Genomic DNA, 22,731 nt, shown 5'->3' on the forward strand with positions numbered 1-22,731 from the left:
TCGTGCGCTCCGAACCAATTTCGGGCGCAACACGCCGCCGCTTGGACCCGCAGGGAGTCTTGGCCGGCGTGTCGCGCTTGGTTTTGGTTCGTAGTGTCGCGGTCGATGCGTGAGGGGCGGTCGATGCGTGAGGGGCGCGGCGGCTAGGCGACTGAGCCTGCGGCGAGCCGCAGCGAGCGCTCGCGGTCGTCCGCGTCGAGCGCTCCGTGCACGGTGATGAGTTCGTCGGCCCGCGCCTCCGTCGCGAAGCTCTCCAGATACTCGCGCACGTCCGCGGCGGTGCCCACGGCCGTGTACCTGGCCATCTGCGCTGTCTGTGCGCCGCCTGGGCTCGCCAGGAATGCGTCCACCTCGTCGTCGCTGTACTCGCGCGCTATGGGTCCGCGTTGGATCATTCCGCGCACCCTGCGCCTGCGCGACGTCGCGAACTGGGTCGCGGCGTCGGCAGGGTCGTCGGCGGCGTAGACGCTCACTCCCGCGATGACGTAGGGCTCGGCCAGGGCATCGGACGGCTGGAAGGTGTCGCGGTAGACCCGCACGGCGTCGTGGAGCGCGGCGGGCGCGAAGTGCGAGGCGAACGCGTAGGGCAGGCCCAGCGCGGCTGCCAACTGGGCGCCAAACAGGGACGAGCCCAGGATGTACAGCGGGACCGCGTCGGCGGCCGATGCCGCGTGGGGCACGGACTGGACGCCCGGCACCCGGGAAGCACCGGCGAGGTAGTCGCGCAGCTCGACCACGTCGTCGGGGAAGCGGTCGGAATCGGAGGGGGAGCGACGCAGTGCCGCGAACACCGCGCGGTCTCCACCCGGAGCGCGGCCGAGGCCGAGGTCGATGCGGCCGGGGTGGAGGGCGCCCAGGGTGCCGAATTGCTCGGCGATGGTCAGCGGCGAGTGGTTGGGAAGCATGACCCCGCCGGCTCCCACCCGAATGCGCTCGGTGTGGGCTGCCACGTGCGCGATCAGCACGCTCGTGGCGGACGACGCGATGGTGGGCATGTTGTGGTGCTCGGCGTACCAGACCCTCGCGTAACCGGCGGCGTCCGCGGCCTGCGCCAGGCGCACGGTGTGGGCGAGCGCTTGGGAGGGGGCCTCGTCGGGGGCGATGGGGGCAAGGTCGAGCACTGAAAGCGTGAGGGGCATGGTCATCTCAACGCGCGTAGGGCTCCGCCGCTTCCCCACACGCGATCGCGAGTGCCGCATCGATAGTCTCGGCCGCCGCCGCCGCGTCGATCCTGGTGAGCGTCATCGCGGCCACGATCAGGGAGGTGACGGCCATCGCGGTGGGTGCGACGCGGGAGGGGTCGAAGCCGGGCTGGTGAGTGAGTCCGCGCGCGATTGCCGCTTCGACCTCTGCCCGATACGCGGCGACCCGTTCGCGGACGGCCTCGTCCTTCGCGATGGGGGAGGCCGCGGTGTTCACCATGAGGCAGCCGTGCTCCGATGCGGCCGACGCAGGGGCGAGTAGCGCGGCCTTCATGCCATTGAGGTAGGTGCGGACGGCGTCCGGCGGGACGGGGTCTTGGGTGAGGACGCGCAGGCGGGGCCGGATGACCTCGTCGAGATAACTGTCGACCACGGCATCGAACAGCCCGCGCTTGGATCCAAACGCGTGATACAGGCTCGAGCGATTGAGGCCCGTGGCCTGCTCGAGGTCGGGAAGAGAGGCGCCCTCGAAGCCGTTGCTCCAGAAGACGGAGCGCGCGGCCCTGACCGCCTCCTGGGTGTCGAAGGTGCGCTTGCGGCCCATGTGCGGCCTCCTCGGTCGGGGGCGATCGATTTGTGAATCGCTCGTTTCACTATATATAGTACACCGAACGGTACAAAACCCTGTATGTCGACCCCGAGGAGTTTCCGTGCTTATTGCTGCGCTCGTGATTGCGGCCCTCGCAGCCGTGCTGCACGTCTACATCTTCGCGATGGAGTCGCTGTGGTGGACCACCCCGCGGGTGCGCGCCACGTTTGGACTCTCCGAGGCCGATGCCCAGACCACCCGGAGTTTGGCCCTCAACCAGGGCTTCTACAACCTCTTCCTGGCCATCGTGACGGCCGCGGGCATCGTCGCGTGGCTTGTCGGCTCTCCTGCCGTGGGCGCCGCGCTCGTGATCGCAGGTGTGGGCTCGATGCTCGCCGCCGCGATCGTCCTCATCGCCTCGGACCGCACTAAGGCGTCGGCCGCCGTCAAGCAAGGCGCCCTGCCGCTGCTGGCGCTGATCGCTCTCGCGATCGCTGCACTCTGAGTCTCCGTCTTCTGAGCCCTGCTCTCAAGTTTCCCCAACCCCAATAGAAAGCCCAGGCATTTCATGACCACCGCAGTATCCACTCAGATCCAGCTCGCCTCGCGCCCCTCCGGCTGGCCGACGGCCGAGAACTTCCGCACGGTCCAGGTCACCTACGGCGACCTCGCCCCTGGCGAGGTCCGCGTCGCCACCGAGTTCATGTCGGTCGACCCCTACATGCGCGGACGCATGAACGACGTCAAGAGCTACACGCCCCCCTTCGCGCTCGACGAGACGATGACAGGGGGTGCCATCGGCCGCGTCGTCGAGTCGAACGTCGACGAGGTGCCCGTGGGCGCGCTCGTGCAGCACCAGCTGGGCTGGCGCGACATCGTCCAGGCCGACGCCGCCCAGTTCCGCGTGGTTCCCGAGATCCCCGGCGTCTCGACTTCCGTCTACCTGGGAATGCTCGGCATGACCGGGCTGACCGCCTACGTCGGCCTCACCGCGATCGCCCAGATGCGCGAGGGCGACACCGTCTTCATCTCGGGTGCCGCGGGCGCGGTGGGCACGGCTGCGGGCCAGATTGCCAGGCTGCTCGGCGCCAAGCGCGTCATCGGCTCGGCGGGTTCGGCCGAGAAGGTCGCGCTGCTGACCGAAAGGTACGGTTACGACGTCGCCTTCAACTACAAGGACGGCGACATTCGCGGCCAGCTGGCCGCCGCTACCCCCGAGGGCATCGACGTGTACTTCGACAACGTGGGCGGCGAGCACCTCGAGGCCGCCATCGGGGCACTCAATCACGGCGGCCGTGTTGCGGTCTGCGGAGCCATCTCGGCCTACAACGCGACCGAGCCCGTGCCGGGGCCGCGCAACATGGGCAACATCATCACCCGCTCGCTGACCCTCAAGGGCTTCACCCTGGGCGGCTACCTGCATCTCGCGGGCGAGTTCCAGCAGCACATGACTGAGTGGTTCGGCGCGGGCAAGATTGCACACGACGAGACCGTTGTCGAGGGGATCGACCACGCCGTCGACGCGTTCCTCGGCCTGCTGCGCGGCGAGAACGTCGGCAAGATGGTCGTGAAGATCTAGTTCAGTTTGGCTCGCTGGGGCCGGCCTCCGATGCGTCGCGGGCAGGCGCATGGCACGTGTCGAAGGCGCCTACGGCGCGCCTCCGTCGCTCCGAACCACTTTGGCCCGCGACACCCCGCACGCTCCCGCATCCTGAGCCTATTCCTCGGCGCGTCGACTCCGAGATTGGTTCGCAGCGTCGGCGGGGTGGGGTCTACGGCGCGGGGATCGAATACCCGAGTACGTAGCCCATGAGAGGCGTGTAACTCGTGGTGCATTGGCCCGCGCCTCCGGGCACTGCGGAGCACGATCCGGATTGTCCCAGCGGCATGAACCATACGGCCGCGATCAGCGCAACCCAACCCCAACGCCACACGCGTCGCCGCCGCTCGGACCAGTTGCGCATCGTCATCCGACGACGCTACCGCTAGCCCCGCAGTCGCGCCATCCAGGCCTCGACCGCGTCGGGATCGCGGGGGAGTGCCACGGAGAGGTTCTCGTAGCCGTCCTCGGTGACCAGGACGTCGTCCTCGATGCGGATACCGATGCCTCGCAGCTCCGCTGGCACCGTCAGGTCGCCCGCCTTGAAGTACAGGCCGGGCTCGATCGTGAACACCATGCCTGGCTCGAGGGTGCCCTCCATGTACAGGTCGCGATTGGCGGAGGCGCAGTCATGCACGTCCATCCCCAGGTGGTGTGACGTGGAGTGGACCATCCAGCGGCGATACAGCTTGGCCTCCGGGTCCTCGGCATCGGGAACGATGTCCCATTCGGTGAGGCGCCTCTCGATGACCTCCATGGCCGCCATGTGGACGTCCAGGAACTTGGCGCCTGGGCGTGCCACCGCGAATCCCGCGTTGGCGGCCTCGAGCACCACCTCGTAGACGCGGCGCTGGACGGGGGAGAAGGTGCCGTCGACCGGCAGGGTGCGCGTGATGTCGGCCGTGTAGAGGCTCTCGACCTCCACGCCTGCATCGAGCAACAACAGCTCGCCTGAGCGCACCTGACCGTCGTTGCGGATCCAGTGCAGCGTGGTCGCGTGGTCTCCCGATGCGGCAATGGTCTCGTAGCCCACCGCGTTTCCCTCTTCGCGGGCGTGGCCGTCGAAAGCGGCCTCGACGACGCGCTCGCCGCGCTTGTGGTCGATCGCGCGGGGGAGTTCCTTGACGGCGCGCGCGAAGCCCTCGATCGTCGCGTCGACGGCGTCGCGCATCTGCTGGATCTCGTATTCGTCCTTGACGAAGCGCATCTCGGCGAGCGCCCTGTGCACGGCCTTAGTGGGGTGGTTCGACAAGCGAATTCCGCCGGGGAGTTCTTTGAGCGGCGCGGTTTCGATGCCCGTCATCGCCTCGAACTCGGCGAGGCCGGGACGGCGGCCAATCCAGAACTCGCCCGAGCGCGGGTCGGAATAGAAGCCCTCGCTGTCGGTGCCCGCGGGAGGGATCAGGTAGAGGACTGCGTCATGACCGGCGGCGTGGTGACCGGCCTCGGCGCCGTCGACGGGGGTCATCACCAGCACGGCGCCAGGCTCGAAGTCGACGCCCAGGCCCGTGAGGTACGCAAAGTCGCTGTGGGGGCGGAAGCGATAGTCGGTGTCGTTCGAGCGCACCTTGAGCTCGCCGGCAGGGACGACGATGCGCACGCCAGGGAACATCGCGCTCAGCCGAGCGCGTCTTTGGGCGGCGAAGGGCGCCCCGGCGACCGCCGTCGTCTTGACGTCTTCCGGCTCGCCCCAACCCGTGGCGAGGAACTTCTTGAATTCCTCGGCGGTCGGGCGCGTGGCGCGCGCCTTGTTCAGTTCCTGGGTTGCTTTGTCTTGTTCTTCCACCTGGCTATCGTGGCACGGCGCAGACGGGACCGCGCGCGCCCACGCTAGACCCAAGACCAGCGCGGACGGCGACCCCGTCCGCAGACGGCGAGTCCTCCGAACGGGGCCGTGGGAAAGCGGCCCGCATCAGCCGCCGTAGGCTGGCCCTGTGCGCATCGACCTCCATACTCATTCGACCGTTTCCGACGGCACCGAGTCCCCGGCCGATGTCATGCGCTCGGCGCACGCCGCTGGAATAGATGTCGTCGCGCTGACCGACCACGACTCGATGGCTGGCCTCGAGGACGCGGCCGAAATGGCGGCCGCGCTTGGCATGAACTTCGTTCCCGGCATCGAGGTCTCGTGCAGGCACGACGGGATATCGGTCCACCTTCTCGCGTACTGGCCCGACCCGAGTGACGAAGAGGTCATCGCGATGCTTGGTCTCACGCGGGACGCGCGGCTTGACCGGGCCAAGGAGATCGTGCGCCGCGTCGGCGCCGACTATCCGCTCGTCTGGGACGACGTCCTCGCGCAGTCGGGAGGCGCCGAGACGGTGGGCCGTCCCCACATCGCCGACGCCCTGGTCACGCGAGGCGTCTTCGCCACGAGGGACGACGCCTTTGCCAAGGTGCTTGCGGGCAACTCCGCCTACTACGTGCCTCACTACGCGCCCGAGGTGTTCGATGCGATCCGCACGTTCAGGGCCACTGGTGCCGTCACCGTCTTTGCTCATCCCGGCGCCGACGGCAGGGGCAAGGTCGTTCCCACATCGGTCATCGAGCTGATGGCCGATGCCGGATTGGTTGGCCTCGAAGTCGAGCACCGCGACCACAACGAGCCGCAGAGAGACAGGCTTGCGCGCATCGCGCAGCGACTCGGACTGGTGCATACGGGCGCGAGCGACTATCACGGCACAGGGAAGGTCAACCGCTTGGGCGAGAATGTCACCTCCGACGCGGCGCTGCACCAACTCCAAGACGCCCGCGGCCGCTGAGGTATCGGTAGGGTCGCGTTGTGACTTTCGCTCAGACACCCGTCCTTGAGAACGCCTGGGTGCGTCTCGAACCGCTATCCAGGTCCCACTCCGACCACCTTGCCGTAGCTGTGAGCATCGGCGACCTGTGGAAGACCTGGTACGCGTCCATCCCCACGCCCGAAGGCATGGCCGCCGAGATCGACAGGCGGCTTGGGCTCCAGGCCGAGGGCCGGATGGCGCCGTGGGCCGTCGTTTCGCGGGCCAGCGGCCGTGCGGTCGGCATGACGACCTACATGAACATCGACGCCCCGAACAGGCGCGTCGAGATCGGTTCGACCTGGCTCGGTCGAGACGCACAACGAACAGGGTTGAACCCGGCCGCCAAGCTGCTGTTGCTGACGCGCGCCTTTGATGACCTCGGCTGCATCGCCGTCGAGTTCCGCACGCACTGGCACAACGCACAGTCGCGGGCCGCGATCGCCAGACTGGGTGCGAAGCAAGACGGCGTGCTCCGCAACCATCAGGTGTGGAGAGACGGAACGCTGCGCGACACCGTCGTCTTCTCGATCATCGACGGCGAGTGGCCCGCCGTGAGGCAGGGCCTATCGGCCAGGCTTGCGGCCACGGCGGCGCCGGGAGCCTAGGCTCCCAGCCGCCAGACCCCGGGCCGTCGGGCTAGTCGCCTGCGGGAGCCTGAGCGCCCGGTTGACCGCCGCCTGCGGCTCCGCCGGCAGCGTTTCCACCGCCCGTGCGGCGGCGATTGCGGTTGCGCTTGGGCCGAGGAGTTCCATTGGCCGACGCTGTTGCGCCGCCCTCGCGCGGAGCGCGCGCCTGGTCCTGAGCCCCAGCGGGAGCAGCGCCATCGTGGCCGCCTGCGCTGCGTCCGCGTCCGTCTCCGCGACCCGCGCCGTCTCCGCGCGGTGCACCACCGCGACCACCATCGCGGCTGCCACGACCGTCTCCGCGACCACCGCGGTCACCGTCACGACCGCCGCGTCCGCCGCTATCCCTGCCGCCGCGACCGGAGTCGCTGCCCGCGTGGCGCTTGCCTGTCTCGCCAAGGTCCTCAAGCTTCTCGGCGCCGAGGCCCTCGCGTACCCGTGCGGCGCGTGGGAGCGTGCCCTTGGTTCCCTCGGGAATGTCCATGTCTGCGTAGAGCTGAGGGGAGTTGGAGTACGTCTCCGCGGGCTCGGGGTAGTTGAGCTCCAGCTGCTTGTTGATCATGCTCCAGCGCGGCATGTCGTCCCAGTCGACGAACGTCACTGCGACGCCCGTCTTGCCTGCGCGACCCGTGCGGCCGATGCGGTGCACATAGGTCTTGTCATCCTCGGTGCACTGGTAATTGATGACGTGAGTCACGTCTTCCACGTCGATGCCCCGCGCGGCCACGTCGGTGGCCACGAGGATGTCGATCTTGCCGGAGCGGAAGGCGCGCAGCGCCTGCTCTCGAGCACCCTGACCCAGGTCACCGTGGATTGCGCCGGACGCGAAGCCGCGCTCGCGAAGGTCATCGGAAACCTTGGCGCACGTGCGCTTTGTGCGCGCAAAGACGATCGTGAGGCCGCGGCCGTTCGCCTGGAGGATGCGCGCGAGCACCTCCATCTTGTCCATCGCGTGGGCGCGGTAGACGAACTGCTTGGTCGCCTTCACGGTCGCGCCAAAGTCGTCGGGCTCGGAGGCGCGAATGTGCGTGGGCTGCGTCATGTAGCGGCGAGCCATCGCGACGATCGGGCCGGGCATCGTGGCAGAGAAGAGCATCGTGTGGCGGCCCTCGGGGGTCGCTGCGACGATCTTTTCGACGTCGGGAAGGAAGCCGAGGTCGAGCATCTCGTCGGCCTCGTCGAGCACCAGGGTGCGGACGAAGCGGAGGTCGAGATGACCCTGGTTCATGAGGTCGATGAGGCGGCCGGGCGTGCCGACCACGACGTCGGCCCCCTTCTTGAGGGAGTCGATCTGGGGCTCGTACGCGCGGCCACCGTAGATCTGGGCGATCCGCACTGAGCGCTTCTTCGCGGCCATCTCAAGGTCGCCAGCGACCTGAACGGCGAGCTCGCGCGTGGGCGCCATGATGAGGGCCTGCGGCTTGCCCGCTGCCTCGCCAAGCTCGTCATAGCCGTGCTCGCCGGGGCCGATCGCGCGGTGCAAGAGCGGCACCCCGAATCCGAGCGTCTTGCCCGTTCCCGTCTTGGCCTGGCCGATGATGTCGTGGCCTGCGAGGGCGACGGGAAGGGTCATGGACTGGATCGGGAAGGGGGAAATGATCCCGTGGTCAGCCAGGGCCTCCACGATGAGTGGGTTCACGCCGAAATCGGCAAAGGTCTGTTCAGTCATGCGCTTGTGGGTCCTCAAAATGTGGTGCGACGATGCGTCGATGGCGGGTAGCCGATCGCGCAATATCGTTGGTCTGCGGCGTCACGCCGCGCATCACATGCGACCGGGCAACCTCTAGGGTCAGGTCCAAGTGTAGCGGTAGGGCCGTTCGGAACCCCATTGCGCGTGCGCCGGACATGTCCGGGCCCTACGCTGTCGCCATGCGCGTGGTCGTGATGGGTGTGACAGGTTGCGGAAAGTCGAGCGCCGGAACCGCCGTCGCCGCGTCCCTCGGGATTCCGTTTGCTGAGGCCGACGACTTCCACTCCGAATCCAACGTGGCGAAGATGGCCGCAGGGATTCCCCTGACCGATGCGGACAGGTGGCCGTGGCTCGACGCCGTCGGTTCGTGGCTCGCGAGCCACCAGGATGCGGTGGTGGCTTGTTCCGCGCTCAAGCGGTCGTATCGGGACCGCCTCAGGGTCGATGCCGGGGCCGTCTTGTTCGTTCACCTCGCCGCAAAGAAGTCGACCCTCGCCGTGCGGGTCGAGAAGCGCTCCGAAACGGAGGGTCACTTTGCGGGGACTGATCTGCTGGACTCCCAATATGCGACGCTGGAGCCGCTCGGCCTTGACGAGGTGGGTGGAACGATCGACGTCTCACACTTCACGGCTCGCGAGGTATCGAGAGAGGTCGCAGACCTCATCGCGCTGCAGGACTATTAGCCGCAGGACAAGTAGTCGAAGATCGACTAGTCGCCGAAGCCGACCCGGCGCTTGACCTCTTCGCCGATCTGCACGTAGGCGAGTGCCGAAGAGGGTACGACCACGCGTCGGCCCTGCACGTCCATCAGATCCAAAACGCCGCCTGATAGGGCCTTCGTGACGAGCGCGGAGATGTCGTCGGAGGACTTGTCGGTCTCCACAACGATCTCCCTTGTGACGTTCTGAACGCCGATGCGGATCTCCATGGTGCCTTCCGTGGACAGTAATGGTGCGGGTACGAACTATCGTAGGGGGGTGTTTTGGCGCGGTCGTCGTGTGTTCGCGGGTAGGGGAATTGCCCTACCCGGTCTTGGGGTGACCGTTTTGGTGGTCGCTGGAGCTTTCGCACTCGGCGTTGCCGCCGGGTGGGCGACGGGCTTTGTGCCCGCGTTGATAAGGGCCGATCCTTCGCCGAGCCCCACCGCCAGTCCGGTCCCGTCAATCACCGCCACCGTGGCTCCGGTCTTGCCCTATCTGGAGCCCATTACGCGCCAATTGACTGGGGAAGATCGCGACGCCGGCGTGACGACCACCTCGGTCACCAGCAAGGCGGCGGGCACGATCTCGGTGGTTCCCGGGATCGGAAGCCCCGCAGCGGGCGCGGGAGACGTGCGTTGGGTATCGATCGCTGTCGAAGACGGGGTCACGATCAACGCCGCCGCATTCAAGGCCTACGTGATAGCCACGCTCAACGCCAACAGGGGCTGGGGCACCGGTCATTCGGTGCAATTCGTGGCGACCGACGGCGTCGCCGACTACCGGATTGTGCTGGCGAGCCCCTACACCGCAAAGGTTCTGTGCCCTGATCCGCACCTGACGAAACCGGCAGGCTCCTTCGTCGAGGCGTCCCCGACGCCCATGCCCACGCCCACGCCGACCTCGAGTCCATCGCCTGCCGTCGTGGACTCGCCCTGGTCTTGCGCACAGGACGGCGTAATCGTCATCTCCAGCTACAACTGGACGGCAGGATTCCCCACGTACGGCACTGACTATGCGGGGGCGCGCGCTTACATCCTGAACCACCACATGGGCCATCTGTTGGGCCACGACGACGTCGAGTGCTCGGGTGGTCGCGCCGACGTCATGGTGGTCCAGGAGGTGACGCTGCCCGACGGCTGCAAGGTCAACCCTTGGCCAAACCCCGACGCCCCCGCGCACTACGTCGACCCGAATGCCAGCCCATCGCCTTCGCCCGCCGCATTGGCTCCCTAGACCTCGATCGCGTCGGCTGTCGCCCGGGCGTGGTGGGATAGGGACATGAGTTCCTTGCGCCTCGTGACTCCGGCCACGCGTGCCTGCGAAAATCCCCCGGATGCGTCGCAGTCGCGGGCGCTCGAGGCGATCACGCGAGGTGTGGAGCCTGGCAGGGGCTTGCGGGGGCACCTCGTCGTGACGGGTGGCGCCGGAACCGGAAAGACGACTCTCGCGGTCTTGGCTGCCGCTGACGCTGTGGGGCGGGGCGTGGCCCCGGAGAGAGTCCTCGTGCTCGCGCCGACCCGCTTCGCGGCGGCCGCGCTCAGGGACAGGGTGTCGGTCGCGATCGGCGTTCCCACCTCGGTGCCCATGGCGCGTACCCCCGCAGCGACGGCCTTCGCGATATTGAATGCCCAAGCGACGCTTCTTGGCGAACCGCGGCCCAGCCTGGTGTCTGGCGCGGAGCAGGATGTCGTCTTGCGCGAACTGCTCGAGGGGCGCATCGGCGGCAGGGCGGCGCGCCTCGAGTGGGGCGCGGACCTCCCCGACGAGGCGACGGTGTTGCCAGCCTTTAGGGAAGAGCTCCGAAATCTCCTGATGAGGGCAGCCGAGGCAGACCTGGACCCGCAAGCCCTGCATGCTCTGGGGGTCGCGTCCGGTCGCGAGGAGTGGGTCGCTGCGGCACAGGTCTATGCCGAGTACGAAGGCGTCATGGCGCTGCGCTCGACGCCCGCAGACCAGGGTGCGAGGTATGACCCCGCGACCATCGTCGCCAGGGCTGCGGACGCCTTGGCGTCCTGGGAGCACGAGGTGGGCGGCGAGCCTCCGTCATGGGATCTTGTCATCGTCGACGACTACCAGGACGCGACGGTGGCGACTACGGCGCTCCTGAGGCAAATGGCGGCGCGTGGCTCCCGGTTGGTGCTCATCGGCAACGCTGACGAGTCCGTGCAGGGTTACCGGGGCGCCGTTCCTGGTGCTTTGCACGCGGCCACCGACGCAAGGGGCCTCGGTGCCGTGCGAATTGAACTTGAGAGTGATCACAGGCAATCGGGCGTCCTGGCGGCGGTGACGGGGAACATCGCCGGTCGCGTCGGTGTGAAGGGCATCGGCAGCGCGAGGGCGACGGCGCGCGTTGCCGTCGCGAGCGCACGTTCGCGCGAAGACGATGCTGGGCCGTCCCCGGTGACGGTGATCACGGCCCCGCACGGCTATGGCCAATCCCGCGCGATTGCGGCGGAATTGCGCAGGGCGCGGCATGGGCTCGAGGGCCCCGCGACTCCGTGGGGACGCATGGCGGTGATCGCGAGGTCGACCATGGTTCTGAGATCCTTGCGGTCGGACCTTTTGGCGGCGGACATCCCATGCGAGTCCCTGGGCGAGGGAGTCGCGCTCCACAAGGAGCCAGCGGTATCGCCACTGTTGACGATCCTGCGCGTGGCACTCGGCACGCCGTGGACCGAGGACGACGCGGTCGAGGTTCTCACTTCGCGCCTGATCGGACTCGACCCCGTGAGCGTGCGGAGGCTGCGCAGAGAACTCGTGCGCGAGGAGCGGTCGAGCGGGGGTTTGCGGTCATCGAACGAGTTGTTGGTTGAGGCCCTCGCGCAACCGGGAGGATTTGCCTCACTCGCGGGCTCGGAGGCGGTCGCCGCAGGGCGCGCTTGCGCGGCCGTTGTGGCGGCAGGCTCCAAGGTGGCGAGCGGGAACGCGACGGTGGGCGAGGTGGTGTGGGCCGCCTGGGAAGCCCTCGGCGTTGCCGATGCTTGGAGGGAATCTGCACTCTCCGGATCCGCGAGGGACGATGCCGACCTCGACGCGATCATCGGCCTGTTGAGGGCCGCTCAAACATTCACCGAGCGACTGCCAGAGGCGCGAGCCGAGGCGTTCCTCGACTACCTCGAGGGCCAGGACTTTGCCGCCGATAGTTTGGGCGCCCGTGCCGCCACGGCAAACGCCGTGTCCTTCGCGACGGCAGCGTCGGCCCAAGGGCGCGAGTGGGACGTGGTCGTCATCGCCGGACTCGAGGAGGGCGCCTGGCCGCGTCTCACCTTGCGCGACTCGGTGTTGGGGGCGCAACGGCTGGCGGACGCGGTTGCCGATGGACCCGTCGGCGCCGCGGAGAGGGCAACGGGGAGCGCTGACCTTCGTTCGGCGCGCACCGCCGTGCTGGATGACGAGACGCGCGCGCTCCTCGTTGCCGCCTCGCGGGCGCGTACGCAACTCACCGTGACCGCAGTGGATGACGGCGAGACGCGGCCATCGAGATTCATGGCGCTCATCGAGCAAGCGGCCGGCGTGACGAGGATCGCCGCCTCTTCACGGCGTGGCGTTGCGGACCTGAGGTCGGCGGTCGCCGCGCTACGGTCGGGGGCGGACCTGCCTGCCTCAGGTTCCACTCACGCAAGCGACGACGGCGACGCGGAGCAGGCCCTGGTCGGGTCACGAGCGACGATGCTCGCGTGGCTCGCCAGGGAGGGGGTCGCGGGGGCGGACCCCGACGCGTGGCACGGCGTCGCGGTGCCGTCGACGGGCGAGGCGTTCTGGCGCGACGACGAGGCGGTGAGGGTCTCGCCATCCAAGGTTGAGTGGGTCGAGAAGTGCGCGCTGCGCTGGGCGCTCGAGTCCCAGGGCGGTACGCGCGAGTCCACTTCTGCTCAGGAGGTGGGGAGTCTGCTGCACGCGATCGCAGAGGAGCACCCGCACGGGGGTGCCGAAACGATCCTCGCCGATTTCGATGCACGGTGGACCGCGGCCTACGGGCTCGACACCTGGCCCGAGCGCGCGGCCTACGCGAGAGGTCGCGAGATGGCGGTGCGGCTTGCGGCGTACCTCGACTCGCGTGCGGACCGCGAGGTGCTGGTCGAGCACCCCTTCAAGCTCGAGTTGGGAAGGGCGATCCTGTCGGGGAAGGCCGACCGCATCGAGTTGCGCGATGAGGGCGCCTACGTGGTTGACCTCAAGACTGGACGTTCAGTGCCGACGGCGGCAGAGGCCGCCGAAAACGGCCAGCTCGCGATGTACCAACTCGCGGTTGCCGAGGGGGCGGTGCCTGGAGTGGGAGTGGCCGCGGGGGCCGAACTCGCGTATCTGTCGACAGGCAAGGCGGGGGCGATCCGGTCTCAAGACAGCGTCGATCCCGAGCTCGCGAGGGCGCGGCTCGACGCCGTGGTCGAGACCATGACGGACGCGCGGTTTCCCGCGCTCGTCAACGACGCATGCGGTTCGTGCGCGTTGCGCCGCTCGTGCCCCGCGCACGCCGAGGGGACGCAGGTGACGGACTCATGACCGAGACTCAGGGCATCCACGAGGGCCTCGTCGACGGACAAGGGCGCGGCCCCGAGCAGCTGGCCGCAATCGTCGACCCCGACAGGACACTCACCGCCGAACAGGCTGCCATTGTGGGGGCCGGACTCGGTCCGGCGCTCGTCGTCGCGGGGGCGGGTTCCGGCAAGACGGAGACGCTCTCGCTGAGGATTCTCTACCTGCTCGACAACGCCAAGACGCTCTTCGGCCGCGACCTGTCTCCCGACGAAATTCTGTGCCTCACCTTCACCCGCAAGGCCGCTGCGGAGATCTCGGAACGCGCATCGGCGCGCATCACGTCCGTCTTCGGCCAGGACCCAAACAGGCCGGACGTGACGGTCGCGACGTACAACGGCTACGCCGCCGAACTCGCCGCCGAACACGGGCTGAGGGTCGCGGTCGATCCGGGCGCGACGATCCTCACGAATGCCTCACTGTGGCAATTGGCCGACTCCGTCGTGCAGTCGTGGGACCGTGCCGTCGAGACCGAGGCGGCGGTCAGCACCGTGACCGTTGCGCTCGCGCGTTTGGCGGCCCAGGCGCGAGACCACAGGGTCGCTCCGTCGGAACTGAGGCGGTGGGCCGCGGAGGCCCTCGCCTTCATGACCGGCCTTCCCAAGAAGCAGGGGGACGGTGCGCCGGGGACCTTTACTCAGGACCTTGAGCGCTACGTGGGAAAGCTCCGCACGCTCGTGTCGATGGCCGACCTCGTCGAGGAGTTCGATGCGCGCAAGAGGGCGGGTTCGTTCCTGGACTTTTCCGACCAGGTCGACGTCGCGGTGCGCCTTTCGCACATCGGGTACGTGCAACAGAGCGAGAGGGCGCGCTTCGCTGCGGTCCTGCTCGACGAGTTCCAGGACACCTCGCCGCCGCAGCTCGATCTGTTTGCCCACATGTTTGGCGCCTCGCACCCCGTGATGGCCGTGGGCGACCCCAACCAGGCAATTTATGGCTTCCGTGGCGCCTCGGCCGATGCCTTGCGGCAGTTTGTCGCACGCTTTGGCGGCGAGGGGGTCGCGAGGCACACGCTGTCGGTGAGCTGGCGCAACGAGGCGTCGGTGCTCTCCGCCGCGAATGCGGCCGTAGTCCCGCTGGCCGTGGGGTCGATTGTCGGCGTCCCGCTGCGTTCCCGTGGTGAGGAGTTGGGCAGGCCCGAGCCATCGAGGGCCGCGCCCGGTGTCGTCGCCTCGCGCCACGTCACCCTCGAAGACGAGGCCCTCGCGGTCGTTGACTTCATCAAGGCGAGGCGGCGTGAACTGAGGCACAGGCCATCGGCGCCCGTGACCGCCGCGATTCTGTGTCGCAGGAGGGCACAATACGGTGCGCTCGTCGACGCTCTTGCGGCCGCGGGCGTCGACTACGAGGTGGTCGGCCTTGGCGGGTTGCTCGACGTTCCCGAGGTTGCCGATCTCCTCGCGTTGCTCCAGGTGGCACACGACCCTTCGCGCGGCGACGCGGCCATGCGGCTCCTCACGGGCGAGAGGGTGTGCCTGGGCCCGCGTGACCTCGCGGCGCTCTACGACCGCGCCGAGCAACTCGCGGGCTCGCGCGAGGAGCGCGAAGGCAACCCGAGCGTCGTCGATGCGCTCGCGTCGTTGCCTGCCCGCGGCTGGGCGTCTCCCGCCGGACGGTCTCTCACCCCGGAGGCGAGCCGGAGGCTTGGTGCTCTCGCAGCGGTCATCGACTCCGTGCGACGCCACACGTATCTCACGCTTCCCGAACTGGTGATGTTCGCCGAGCGCGCGTGGGGGCTCGACATTGAGGCGGCCTCGGCCCGTCCCGATGGGAGGGCCCGCAGGGCGGTCGATGCCTTTGCCGACGCGACGCGATCCTTTGCGGCAGGCGCCAGGCATGCGACTCTTGGGGCCTTCTTGTCGTGGCTCGACGCCGCGCGTGAAGAAGAGAATGGCCTTGATGCCCCCGTCCGCGAGCCCGATCCCGCTGCGGTGCAATTGCTGACGGTCCACGGCGCGAAGGGCCTCGAGTGGGATGTCGTCGCGGTTCCTGGGCTCAACGACGGGCAATTCCCCAAGGTAGGGGTGCCGTCGGCACGTACCCCCCACTACACCGACTCGGGATGGCTCGACGGCGTGGGCAATGTTCCCTTCGAACTTCGCCTCGACAGGGACCAGTTGCCGCACTGGGCGTTCAGGGACTCGCGCGATCACAAGGAGCTCGCCGCGAGCGTCGGCGAGTTCCGCGAGGCCTCCGGGATGTACCGACTCGACGAGGAGCGCAGGCTGTTCTACGTGGCGCTCACGAGGGCGCGCAGTCATGTGCTGCTCAGCGGGTCGTGGTTCGGCACCGGCGTCAAGCCGTTCGCGCCGTCGCCCTACGTGACCGGCCTTGTCGACTCGGGAGACTTGGATGTCGGAGTGTGGGAGGACTGTCCCGAGGATGGCGCGCCCGCGGCCGCGATGGTCGAGCCACGTCCATGGCCCAGGCCCGCCACCGCGGCTCAGGAGGCGAGGAGGGCGTTCGCCGAGCGTGTGCGTCTGGCGACTGCAACGCTTCCCTCCGACGGTTGGGACGAGAACCTGCCTTTGGCGCGCGAGGTTGCCGTGATGCTTGCGGAGAGGGCTTCACGGTCCCAAAACGCGGGCGACGTCCTCTTGCCCGCGCACCTGTCCACGTCGGCCCTCGTGGCGATGAGGCGCGATCGCGAGTCGTTCGCGCGGCAGTTGCGCAGGCCCGTGCCCGTCGAGCCGACGGCCGCCGCGCACACAGGGTCGGCGCTTCACGCGTGGATCGAGGCCCGCTTTGGCCACGTTCCGTTGTGGGAGGACGAGGATGCCCAAGACGACGAGGCGACGGTCCTCGACGCCCTCAAGGAGACGTTCCTCGCCTCGGAGTGGGCCGCGCGCACGCCGAGCCATGTTGAGGCCGATGTGGAACTTCCGGTGGGAGGCGTGACGATTCGCTCGCGCATTGACGCGGTCTTTGCTCCAGGAGCGGGCCTCGACCGCGTGACCGTCGTCGACTGGAAATCCGGCAGACCCCCGAGCGACCCGGAGGAGCGGCAAGCGCGTGAAGTCCAACTTGCGATGTATCGCTTGGCGTGGGCCGCACGAGAGGGGTTGAGCATCGACGAGGTTGATGCCGCGTTCTACTACGTGGGCGCCGACGCCACCGTGCGCCCCGAGCGGCTGCTGGGCCGCGAGGAGATTGAGGCGCTGATTTCGGGCTAGACGGGGCTACAAGGCGCGCTCCGCGCGTGCGCAATCTCACATTGCCGCCCCTTGAAAGGGGGGCGCGACGGACGATGAGGAGACACGAGACCCAATCAAGGGGGTGAATCGTCGTGCATGAGGCGGTGTTGCTCTGGGTGTACGGCACGTCGGCCCTGATCGCGGTCGTCGTGATCTTCGCCACCGTTCGCGCACCCGGCTTGTCTTCACTGCGCGTCGGACTACTCATCTACCTCACGGGCACCGCGTGGTGGGCGACCGTCGACCTGCTGCGCGTGATCATCGGGCCCTCGTCGGTCCAGGCGATCGAGGCGTGGACCATGCCCGCGCTCGCCTTGGTCGTCGCGGGCATCCGCGCGGGTATTCACGGGGCGACGCATCCGGGTCGGAAACTCTCCGCTCCTGATGTGGTGGGCTTCGCCGCTCACCCGGCGCTGACCGTCATCGCGGCTTCGTTGCCAATGCTGTGGGGGCTCGTCGCGGTCAAGGGTGAGGACGGCTCGGTGGCCTACGGGCCGCTCTTTTGGGCGAACGTGGCGATCACATATTCGCTCTTCACGATCGCCACGATCGAAATGTTCAAGGGTCGTCACGATTCTTCGATCTTTACGGGCAGGAATGCGCCGTTGATCGCATCGTTCTGGGCGATTCCGATCGTCGCGAGTGTCGTGACGGTCGTCATCTCGAGTCCCGCCGGCATCGACCTCACGGCGCCCGCATTCGCATTGACATCCTTGTTGATTTGGCGCGCCGTCGTACCGTTGGAGATGCGCCAAGCAGTCCGGATTGCGCGCTCCCAGGTACTCGAGGAGCTCGCCGATGCCGTCATCGTCCTTGGCAACCAAGGCCACATCCTCGACGCCAACGCGGCCGCATTGAGGGTGGTTGGCGCGCAAGGCCCCGCATCCGCGTACATTGACAAGCCCTTGCGGCAAGTGTGGCCGTGCATCGCGGACGCGGTGATGCATCCCGGCGAGCACGATCTGACAGTCGCGGGAGCTGACGTTGTCCTGGACGTGACGATCTCGCCGTTGTCGGAGGCAAACGGGGCGCCAAGCGGTCGCGCAGTCGTGTTGCGAGACGTGACCGATGCGGTGCTGCAGCGCCGCGAGCTCGCGCACTTGCGCACCGAGTTGGCCGACCTTGTGGTGCGTGACGCCGTCACAGGGCTGCATAACCGTCGCTACGCGGAACAGACGCTCCCGCAATCTCTGGCGAGATGTGTCGCCAAGCGCGTGCCGATGAGCATCGCCGTCATTGACGTGGATCACTTCAAGGCCGTGAACGACACATATGGCCACCCAGTGGGGGACAGGGTGTTACGGGAACTTGCGAGCGCGATGCTTGAGGAGGTCCCCTCGTCAACGCTCGCCAGGATCGGCGGCGAGGAGTTCCTGATTCTGCTTCCCGGGCTCACGAGCGAGCAGGCGTTCGCGCATACCGAAGGGCTCCGCGACGCGTGTGCGCGTGCGTCGGTGTCGACTCGGGAGGGGGCCCTCCACGTGACCGTCAGTGCGGGTGTTGCGACCACGGGGGACGGCGCCCGCTCGGTCGCAGTCCTGATGGATGCCGCCGACGCGGCGCTCTATCACGCCAAGCGCGAGGGCCGTGATCGCACCTGTGTGGCCCAGCCGGGGTTCGTAGCCGTGGGTGGCGCCTGACCTCAGGTGGCGCTTGCCTCCCTTGCGGGCCTAGCTCTCGAAGAGCATGGCCTCGAGGTCGCGAAGCATCCCCTGACCGTCCGAGATGACGTTGTCGTTTTCGGTGCGCACGCCAAACATGAGCCACCGCAGCAGCGCGAGCTCGGAGGCGAGTCGGGCGCGGTCAACCAAGTGAGGGTCGCGAACCTCGCGCCTGCGCATGGTGTACGCCTCGATGATGGACTCAAATACTTCGTCGGGCGCGGCGGCGGCAAGCCAGGCGAGATCGTCGGCGGGGTCGGCGACGCGGGCATCCATCCAGTCGACGACGCCAGCAACGATCCCCTCGCGCACCAAGATCTGGTGCTCTCCGAGGTCGCCGTGGGTCACGGTGGGTTCGAAGCGCCACCATGCGACATTCTCGAGTTGGCGTTCCCACCTGTCCGCCAATCGAGGCGGCACCAGGCCGGTCTCCACTCCGGTGTCGAGCTCCGCCATGCGTCGGTCGCGATAATCCGCGGCCTCATACACCGGCAGGCCCTGATCCTCGACCAAAGAGACGGGCAACTCGTGGATCTCGGCGAGCGTCCTGCCGATCGATGCCGCGAGCCCGGGCCCAGGTTCGACGGCGGCAAGCGTGAGCGGCGTGCCTGCCACCTCCGTGTAGACGACGGCGCGTCCACCGTCCTCGCCCGTCAGAATTGCGGAGCCCGCCGGACGGGGAACATCGAACTCGATGAGTCCCGCTTCGTGGGCCCTGCCGAGAGCGAGCAACAGTCCGCGCTCTGCCTCGAGCGCAGCGCCGGCGGCGGCTCTCTTGGGCGCGCGGACGACCCACCTCTTGCCCGTTGCGTCCTTGACGACCACGACGTCAAAGTCGGCATCGGTGTTCGGGCTGCGCAACACGTCATACACGTCGAGGCCGGGAACTGCGACCGAGGCGAGGGCGGCGAGCGCGAGAGGTGAGCGGGGCACGAAGCAACCGTACGGCGAAACGGCCCCGATGCGCGTGTTCCACGCCGCGTACCAGGTCCGCGCGGTCGATAATGGCGCCCGCGCGTGCGGGTACCGTGGAGCGCGTGAGCCCCATACATCTGACCGGACCCCTGCTGGTCGACAGGGCGGCGGACCGCCGCGACACGGTTGACCTTGACGCCATTGACGCGATCGTGGTGCGCGACGGCTCCGTCTTGGCGCTGGACGGACAGCTCGTGTTCGTCGCGCCTGCGGACCAACCCGCGGCGTCGCTACGCGTCTACTTAGGACGCGAGGCGGGGCGCGACATTGCCGCGCTCGTTCCCGTCGACCCCGCCTTTGGCACGAACGACGACGGCATCGACGGCGAGCGGATGGTTGGGCTCAGGGACCTCATCGGCTCCCTTGCGCTGCGTGGTGCGGAGGGCGCGCGTGACAGGGAGCTTGCGGCCACCGCCGTGGCGATCACTACCTGGCACGCGAACCACCCGCGGTGCGCCGTGTGTGGCGATCTCACTGAGCCCCGCAAGGGCGGCTGGGTGCGGTGGTGTGAGCGCGACAAGAAGGAGCATTACCCGCGCACCGATCCGGCCGTGATTGTGGCGATTACCGACCAGGAGGACAGGTTATTGCTTGCCCACGCGTCGTACTGGTCGCCACGTCGCTTCTCTCACCTCGCCGGTTACGTCGAACCGGGGGAGAGCTTCGAGCAGGCCGCTCACAGGGAGGTGTTCGAGGAGGCGCAGCTGGTGTTGCGCGACCTCGCCTACGTGGGATCGCAGCCGTGGCCGTTCCCTGCCTCGATCATGGTGGGCTTCACCGCCAGCGTCGACGATGCGGCCTTCGTGCTCGACCAGGACGAGATCAGCGAGGCCATGTTCGTGTCTCGTGAGGAGATCGTCGCGCTCGTGGCCGACGGCACCGTCATCTTGGCGCCGCATGGCTCGATCGCGCGCAGGCTACTCGAGGGCTGGTATGGCGGGCCGCTCGCCGATGCGCCACATGGCGAGGGCTTCAACGGTTAGGCCACGTTAGGCGGGTGCTCCGAATCGCAGCCCGTCGAGCACGAGGCCCAGCATCCTTCGAGTCCTCTCGGCCGCTTCCTGCGGGTCGCCCTGGTCGCCGCCGACCATGCACAGGCCGCTGACGGCGCGGAGGACGTCCATCGGCTCGACATCGCTGCGGATCGCGCCGTCGCGTTGGGCGGCGTCAAGGAGGAGCCTGGTCGCGGCTTGCAGCTTGTCGTGGCTATCGGCGAACACCGTCGTCGGCTCGTCGCCCAGGGCGGCGCGTAGCGACGCGACGACGCCGCGCTTGCGTCCCACATAGGTCGTGAAACTCAGCACCCACTCCTCAAGCGCCTCGACGGGCGTGCGCGTCGCGAGAAGAGCTGGCGCCGTTGCACACAGCTCGTCGACGAGGCTGCGGTAGACCTGCTCGATCAGGGATGCGCGGGTCGGGAAGTGCCGGTAGAGGGTGCCGATGCCGACGTCGGCGCGGCGGGCGACCTCCTCGAGAGAGGCGTCCGTCCCTGACGTGCCGAAGGTCTCGGACGCTGCGGCCACGATTGCCGCGCGGTTGCGGGCCGCGTCCGCACGTAGCGGACGAGAGGCGCCCTGTACCGCCGCCATGGGCTTGGTCACGACCGGCCTTTCCGACGCGAGCGGCGTCTTGCAGTTGCATAAACGGAGGAAGCCTCCGTATAGTACTAACCGGAGGTTCCATCCACTTCTGTCCCCATAGTACTCGCGGAGGCTTTCATGTCCACTTCCACCCCGGCCAGAGCCTTGGCTCCATCGAGGTTGGCGCTCGCGACGGTCCTGACCACCCAACTGATGATCGTGCTCGACGCAACAATCGTCAACGTCGCCCTTCCCCACATCCACACCGCGCTCGGCTTCAGCCCCACGAGCCTGTCGTGGGTCATCAACGCTTACACGCTGGCCTTCGGTGGCCTGCTGCTCCTCGGGGCACGCGCGGGCGACCTTCTCGGCCGTCGTCGGATGCTGATCGCCGGCATCGGGCTCTTCGTCTTTGCGTCGTTCCTTGGGGGCTTTGCCCAGAACGAGACCCAACTCCTCGCCGCTCGAGCAGTCCAGGGCATCGGTGCGGCCTTCGCCGCCCCGTCCGTCCTGGCCATCTTGGTCGGCACGTTCCCCGAGGGTCGTGAGCGCGCCAGGGCTCTCGGCTGGTTCTCCGCGGTGTCGATCGGCGGCTCGGCCGTCGGCCTCCTCGCGGGCGGCGCACTGGTTCAGTGGGTCAACTGGCGTTGGGTCTTCTTCGTCAACGTCCCCATCGGCATCGCGCTCATCCTGGTCAGCCGCTTCGCCCTCGCCGAGACCGTCCGCCACCGCGGGCGCTTCGACATCGCGGGTGCTCTCACCGTGACACTCGGCACGACGGCGGTCGTTTACGGCTTCATCAGGGCGGCAACGGACGGTTGGACGAACATCGGCACGGTGTCCGCCTTCGCTGCGGGAGCGATGCTCATCAGCCTCTTCATCGCGGTCGAACTGCGCGCCGAGTCGCCCATTACCCCGCTCGGGCTGTTCAGGCACCGCACACGATCCGCGGCGCTCATCGGGCGAGTCCTGCTTGTCGCAGGGATGATGGGAATGTTCTTCTACCTGACCCAGTTCCTGCAGTCGATCCTTGGCTACACGCCGATCCAAACGGGACTGGCCTTCCTCCCCATCACGCTCGCGCTCTTTGTGATGGCGCGGGTCTCGGCCGGTCTTATGGGCAGGGTCGGGATGCGGACCCTCATGGTGGGCGGGTTGACGCTCTCCACCACGGGGTTGCTCTTGCTCTCGAGGCTTGCGGCCGACAGCAACTACCTCGGCGTCGTCTTGCCGCTCGTCCTGTTTGGGCTGGGCAACGGACTTGCCTTCGTGCCGTTGACGGCGGCGGGCCTCACGGACGTCGCGCCCACCGAGGCAGGCGCCGCCTCCGGTCTCGTCAACGTCGCCCAGCAGATCGGGGGCTCGCTCGGCCTCGCTATCTTGGTGACGATCGGCAGCGGGGCTGCCTCGCGTTCCTCCCAAGTGGGGGCGAGCGCCCAACAGATCGCCGCTCACGCATTCGTGGTCGGCGCGGACAGGGCGTTCCTCGCCTCGGCGCTCTTCCTGGCAGCGACCGTGTTGCTTCTTGCCTTCACGATCCCTGCGGGACGTGCCGAACGAGCGACACACGCGGCCCGCGTGGAGGCGAGGGAGGCCGCGGAACGCGACGCCGAGCTCGAGGCCGACATTGACGCTGTGCTTGCAAACTGAGAGCGCG

19 protein-coding genes are annotated in these 22,731 nt (G+C 68.1%); 11 read left to right on the forward strand and 8 right to left on the reverse strand.

Translation table 11 applies throughout. The features are described 5' to 3' along the window. Positions 1-143: 143 nt before the first annotated feature. Together BKA03_RS04235 and BKA03_RS04240 are read right to left on the reverse strand one after the other, a co-directional pair. Complete coding sequence (locus BKA03_RS04235) at positions 144-1,145, reverse strand: LLM class flavin-dependent oxidoreductase (RefSeq protein ID WP_202965716.1); 1,002 nt, start codon at positions 1,143-1,145, stop codon at positions 144-146. A 1-nt stretch (position 1,146) separates the two neighbouring features. Further along, entirely contained in the window at positions 1,147-1,746 is a 600-nt protein-coding gene (locus BKA03_RS04240) for a TetR/AcrR family transcriptional regulator (RefSeq protein WP_062074498.1), read from the reverse strand. Between the two features lie 106 nt (positions 1,747-1,852). Between BKA03_RS04240 and BKA03_RS04245 the strand changes: the two genes are divergently transcribed. Both BKA03_RS04245 and BKA03_RS04250 read left to right on the forward strand, forming a co-directional pair. Beyond that, positions 1,853-2,236, forward strand: a complete 384-nt coding sequence (locus BKA03_RS04245; RefSeq protein ID WP_062074497.1) for a DUF1304 domain-containing protein — start codon at positions 1,853-1,855, stop codon at positions 2,234-2,236. A 63-nt stretch (positions 2,237-2,299) separates the two neighbouring features. After that, entirely contained in the window at positions 2,300-3,310 is a 1,011-nt protein-coding gene (locus tag BKA03_RS04250) for an NADP-dependent oxidoreductase (RefSeq protein WP_062074496.1), read from the forward strand. A gap of 193 nt (positions 3,311-3,503) precedes the next feature. On the opposite strand, the gene BKA03_RS04255 is transcribed toward BKA03_RS04250, so the two are convergent. Together BKA03_RS04255 and BKA03_RS04260 are read right to left on the reverse strand one after the other, a co-directional pair. Next, a complete protein-coding gene (locus BKA03_RS04255) occupies positions 3,504-3,701 on the reverse strand; it encodes a hypothetical protein (protein ID WP_062074495.1) in 198 nt (65 codons plus the stop codon). Positions 3,702-3,716: 15 nt separating this feature from the next. Beyond that, positions 3,717-5,117, reverse strand: a complete 1,401-nt coding sequence (locus BKA03_RS04260) for an aminopeptidase P family protein (protein ID WP_062074494.1) — start codon at positions 5,115-5,117, stop codon at positions 3,717-3,719. A 148-nt stretch (positions 5,118-5,265) separates the two neighbouring features. On the opposite strand from BKA03_RS04260, the gene BKA03_RS04265 reads away from it, so the two are divergent. Both BKA03_RS04265 and BKA03_RS04270 read left to right on the forward strand, forming a co-directional pair. Beyond that, positions 5,266-6,093 carry a PHP domain-containing protein gene (locus tag BKA03_RS04265; RefSeq protein WP_062074493.1) on the forward strand — a complete coding sequence of 276 codons (828 nt, stop codon included), beginning with the start codon at positions 5,266-5,268 and terminating at the stop codon, positions 6,091-6,093. A gap of 20 nt (positions 6,094-6,113) precedes the next feature. Further along, positions 6,114-6,719, forward strand: a complete 606-nt coding sequence (locus BKA03_RS04270; protein ID WP_062074492.1) for a GNAT family N-acetyltransferase — start codon at positions 6,114-6,116, stop codon at positions 6,717-6,719. 31 nt (positions 6,720-6,750) lie between these two features. Here the strand turns inward: BKA03_RS04270 and BKA03_RS04275 are convergent, their stop codons facing one another. After that, a complete protein-coding gene (locus BKA03_RS04275) occupies positions 6,751-8,406 on the reverse strand; it encodes a DEAD/DEAH box helicase (protein WP_083971308.1) in 1,656 nt (551 codons plus the stop codon). A 200-nt stretch (positions 8,407-8,606) separates the two neighbouring features. On the opposite strand from BKA03_RS04275, the gene BKA03_RS04280 reads away from it, so the two are divergent. Further along, complete coding sequence (locus BKA03_RS04280; RefSeq protein WP_238579387.1) at positions 8,607-9,110, forward strand: gluconokinase; 504 nt, start codon at positions 8,607-8,609, stop codon at positions 9,108-9,110. A 26-nt stretch (positions 9,111-9,136) separates the two neighbouring features. Here the strand turns inward: BKA03_RS04280 and BKA03_RS04285 are convergent, their stop codons facing one another. After that, positions 9,137-9,355, reverse strand: coding sequence for a DUF3107 domain-containing protein (locus tag BKA03_RS04285; protein WP_062074490.1), 219 nt, complete (start codon positions 9,353-9,355; stop codon positions 9,137-9,139). 109 nt (positions 9,356-9,464) lie between these two features. Here BKA03_RS04285 and BKA03_RS04290 point away from each other — a divergent pair, with 109 nt between their 5' ends. From BKA03_RS04290 to BKA03_RS04305, 4 genes are all read left to right on the forward strand, one after another. Continuing rightward, entirely contained in the window at positions 9,465-10,361 is an 897-nt protein-coding gene (locus BKA03_RS04290; protein WP_062074489.1) for a DUF3152 domain-containing protein, read from the forward strand. A gap of 45 nt (positions 10,362-10,406) precedes the next feature. Continuing rightward, positions 10,407-13,631, forward strand: coding sequence for an ATP-dependent DNA helicase (locus tag BKA03_RS04295; protein ID WP_062074488.1), 3,225 nt, complete (start codon positions 10,407-10,409; stop codon positions 13,629-13,631). Next, on the forward strand, positions 13,628-16,837 hold the full coding sequence (locus BKA03_RS04300) for an ATP-dependent helicase (RefSeq protein WP_179397696.1): 3,210 nt from the start codon (positions 13,628-13,630) through the stop codon (positions 16,835-16,837). The genes BKA03_RS04295 and BKA03_RS04300 overlap by 4 nt, the downstream gene beginning before the upstream one ends. 113 nt (positions 16,838-16,950) lie before the next feature. Then, a complete protein-coding gene (locus tag BKA03_RS04305; protein WP_062074486.1) occupies positions 16,951-18,498 on the forward strand; it encodes a histidine kinase N-terminal 7TM domain-containing diguanylate cyclase in 1,548 nt (515 codons plus the stop codon). Between the two features lie 30 nt (positions 18,499-18,528). Here the strand turns inward: BKA03_RS04305 and BKA03_RS04310 are convergent, their stop codons facing one another. Then, positions 18,529-19,452: a phosphotransferase gene (locus BKA03_RS04310; RefSeq protein ID WP_062074485.1), complete on the reverse strand. Its 924-nt coding sequence runs from the start codon at positions 19,450-19,452 to the stop codon at positions 18,529-18,531. A 104-nt stretch (positions 19,453-19,556) separates the two neighbouring features. Here BKA03_RS04310 and nudC point away from each other — a divergent pair, with 104 nt between their 5' ends. Then, complete coding sequence (nudC, locus tag BKA03_RS04315) at positions 19,557-20,477, forward strand: NAD(+) diphosphatase (protein WP_179397697.1); 921 nt, start codon at positions 19,557-19,559, stop codon at positions 20,475-20,477. A 6-nt stretch (positions 20,478-20,483) separates the two neighbouring features. On the opposite strand, the gene BKA03_RS04320 is transcribed toward nudC, so the two are convergent. Next, complete coding sequence (locus tag BKA03_RS04320) at positions 20,484-21,095, reverse strand: TetR/AcrR family transcriptional regulator (protein WP_202965715.1); 612 nt, start codon at positions 21,093-21,095, stop codon at positions 20,484-20,486. 117 nt (positions 21,096-21,212) lie between these two features. On the opposite strand from BKA03_RS04320, the gene BKA03_RS04325 reads away from it, so the two are divergent. Then, positions 21,213-22,724 carry an MFS transporter gene (locus BKA03_RS04325; RefSeq protein ID WP_083971305.1) on the forward strand — a complete coding sequence of 504 codons (1,512 nt, stop codon included), beginning with the start codon at positions 21,213-21,215 and terminating at the stop codon, positions 22,722-22,724. Positions 22,725-22,731 lie beyond the last annotated feature (7 nt).

Source organism: Demequina lutea, assembly GCF_013409005.1.
In the GTDB taxonomy this organism is placed as follows: Bacteria; Actinomycetota; Actinomycetes; order Actinomycetales; family Demequinaceae; genus Demequina; species Demequina lutea.

Excerpts from the sequence above, each read along its gene's own strand:
- BKA03_RS04295 (WP_062074488.1), top strand. The coding sequence starts at position 10,407 with ATGAGTTCCTTGCGCCTCGTGACTCCGGCCACGCGTGCCTGCGAAAAT.
- BKA03_RS04280 (WP_238579387.1), top strand. The coding sequence starts at position 8,607 with ATGCGCGTGGTCGTGATGGGTGTGACAGGTTGCGGAAAGTCGAGCGCC.
- BKA03_RS04325 (WP_083971305.1), top strand. The coding sequence starts at position 21,213 with ATGTCCACTTCCACCCCGGCCAGAGCCTTGGCTCCATCGAGGTTGGCG.
- BKA03_RS04235 (WP_202965716.1), bottom strand. The coding sequence starts at position 1,145 with ATGACCATGCCCCTCACGCTTTCAGTGCTCGACCTTGCCCCCATCGCC.
- BKA03_RS04300 (WP_179397696.1), top strand. The coding sequence starts at position 13,628 with ATGACCGAGACTCAGGGCATCCACGAGGGCCTCGTCGACGGACAAGGG.
- BKA03_RS04285 (WP_062074490.1), bottom strand. The coding sequence starts at position 9,355 with ATGGAGATCCGCATCGGCGTTCAGAACGTCACAAGGGAGATCGTTGTG.
- BKA03_RS04240 (WP_062074498.1), bottom strand. The coding sequence starts at position 1,746 with ATGGGCCGCAAGCGCACCTTCGACACCCAGGAGGCGGTCAGGGCCGCG.
- BKA03_RS04250 (WP_062074496.1), top strand. The coding sequence starts at position 2,300 with ATGACCACCGCAGTATCCACTCAGATCCAGCTCGCCTCGCGCCCCTCC.
- BKA03_RS04275 (WP_083971308.1), bottom strand. The coding sequence starts at position 8,406 with ATGACTGAACAGACCTTTGCCGATTTCGGCGTGAACCCACTCATCGTG.
- BKA03_RS04255 (WP_062074495.1), bottom strand. The coding sequence starts at position 3,701 with ATGACGATGCGCAACTGGTCCGAGCGGCGGCGACGCGTGTGGCGTTGG.